This is a genomic window from Streptomyces sp. SID10853, assembly GCF_010548145.1.
Classification (GTDB): Bacteria; Actinomycetota; Actinomycetes; order Streptomycetales; family Streptomycetaceae; genus Streptomyces.
In genome coordinates this window covers 1-2,500 of sequence record NZ_JAAGLN010000354.1, presented here as the reverse complement: position 1 = coordinate 2,500, position 2,500 = coordinate 1, and the positions used below count along the sequence as shown (strand labels likewise).

Annotated in this window: 1 rRNA gene (cut by a window edge); it reads left to right on the top strand. The window is 56.0% G+C overall.

Going from position 1 to position 2,500, the window contains the following annotated elements:
- Positions 1-2,478: ribosomal RNA gene (locus G3I19_RS34415) — 23S ribosomal RNA — on the top strand; it begins 648 nt to the left of the window's first position.
- The last annotated feature ends 22 nt before the right edge of the window (positions 2,479-2,500 follow it).

Here is a 2,500-nt window from a genome sequence, read left to right as displayed (position 1 = left end):
TCAGTCGTGACTGCGTGCCTTTTGAAGAATGAGCCTGCGAGTTAGCGGTGTGTAGCGAGGTTAACCCGTGTGGGGAAGCCGTAGCGAAAGCGAGTCCTAATAGGGCGTTTGAGTTGCACGCTCTAGACCCGAAGCGGAGTGATCTAGCCATGGGCAGGTTGAAGCGGCTGTAAGAGGTCGTGGAGGACCGAACCCACCAGGGTTGAAAACCTGGGGGATGACCTGTGGTTAGGGGTGAAAGGCCAATCAAACTCCGTGATAGCTGGTTCTCCCCGAAATGCATTTAGGTGCAGCGTCGTGTGTTTCTTGCCGGAGGTAGAGCACTGGATAGGCGATGGGCCCTACCGGGTTACTGACCTTAGCCAAACTCCGAATGCCGGTAAGTGAGAGCGCGGCAGTGAGACTGTGGGGGATAAGCTCCATGGTCGAGAGGGAAACAGCCCAGAGCATCGACTAAGGCCCCTAAGCGTACGCTAAGTGGAAAAGGATGTGGAGTCGCAGAGACAACCAGGAGGTTGGCTTAGAAGCAGCCATCCTTGAAAGAGTGCGTAATAGCTCACTGGTCAAGTGATTCCGCGCCGACAATGTAGCGGGGCTCAAGCGTACCGCCGAAGTCGTGTCATTCATACGTATAGGGCTAACGCCTGTATGGATGGGTAGGGGAGCGTCGTGTGCCGGGTGAAGCAGCCGCGGAAGCGAGTTGTGGACGGTTCACGAGTGAGAATGCAGGCATGAGTAGCGATACACACGTGAGAAACGTGTGCGCCGATTGACTAAGGGTTCCTGGGTCAAGCTGATCTGCCCAGGGTAAGTCGGGACCTAAGGCGAGGCCGACAGGCGTAGTCGATGGACAACCGGTTGATATTCCGGTACCCGCTTTGAAACGCCCAATACTGAGCCCATTGATGCTAAGGCCGTGAAGCCGCCCTGATCTCTTCGGAGTTGAGGGGAGTGGTGGAGCCGCTGAACCAAGGTGGTAGTAGGTAAGTGATGGGGTGACGCAGGAAGGTAGTCCAGCCCGGGCGGTGGTTGTCCCGGGGTAAGGGTGTAGCCCGTTATCCAGGTAAATCCGGATGACATTAAGGGTGAGACCTGATGCCGAGCCGATTGTGGTGAAGTGGATGATCCTATGCTGTCGAGAAAAGCCTCTAGCGAGTTTCATGGCGGCCCGTACCCTAAACCGACTCAGGTGGTCAGGTAGAGAATACCGAGGCGTTCGGGTGAACTATGGTTAAGGAACTCGGCAAAATGCCCCCGTAACTTCGGGAGAAGGGGGGCCATTCTTGGTGATCCGATTTACTCGGTGAGCTGGGGGTGGCCGCAGAGACCAGCGAGAAGCGACTGTTTACTAAAAACACAGGTCCGTGCGAAGCCGTAAGGCGATGTATACGGACTGACGCCTGCCCGGTGCTGGAACGTTAAGGGGACCGGTTAGTCACATTTCGGTGTGGCGAAGCTGAGAACTTAAGCGCCAGTAAACGGCGGTGGTAACTATAACCATCCTAAGGTAGCGAAATTCCTTGTCGGGTAAGTTCCGACCTGCACGAATGGCGTAACGACTTCTCGACTGTCTCAACCATAGGCCCGGTGAAATTGCACTACGAGTAAAGATGCTCGTTTCGCGCAGAAGGACGGAAAGACCCCGGGACCTTTACTACAGTTTGATATTGGTGTTCGGTTCGGCTTGTGTAGGATAGGTGGGAGACTGTGAAGCGGCCACGCCAGTGGTTGTGGAGTCGTCGTTGAAATACCACTCTGGTCGTGCTGGATGTCTAACCTCGGTCCGTGATCCGGATCAGGGACAGTGTCTGATGGGTAGTTTAACTGGGGCGGTTGCCTCCTAAAGAGTAACGGAGGCGCCCAAAGGTTCCCTCAGCCTGGTTGGCAATCAGGTGTTGAGTGTAAGTGCACAAGGGAGCTTGACTGTGAGACCGACGGGTCGAGCAGGGACGAAAGTCGGGACTAGTGATCCGGCAGTGGCTTGTGGAAGCGCTGTCGCTCAACGGATAAAAGGTACCCCGGGGATAACAGGCTGATCTTCCCCAAGAGTCCATATCGACGGGATGGTTTGGCACCTCGATGTCGGCTCGTCGCATCCTGGGGCTGGAGTCGGTCCCAAGGGTTGGGCTGTTCGCCCATTAAAGCGGTACGCGAGCTGGGTTTAGAACGTCGTGAGACAGTTCGGTCCCTATCCTCTGCGCGCGTAGGAATATTGAGAAGGGCTGTCCCTAGTACGAGAGGACCGGGACGGACGAACCTCTGGTGTGCCAGTTGTCCTGCCAAGGGCATGGCTGGTTGGCTACGTTCGGAAAGGATAACCGCTGAAAGCATCTAAGCGGGAAGCCTGCTTCGAGATGAGTGTTCCCTCCCCCTTTGAGGGGTTAAGGCTCCCAGTAGACGACTGGGTTGATAGGCCAGATGTGGAAGCCCGGTAACGGGTGGAGCTGACTGGTACTAATAGGCCGAGGGCTTGTCCTCAGTTGCTCGCGTCCACTGTGTT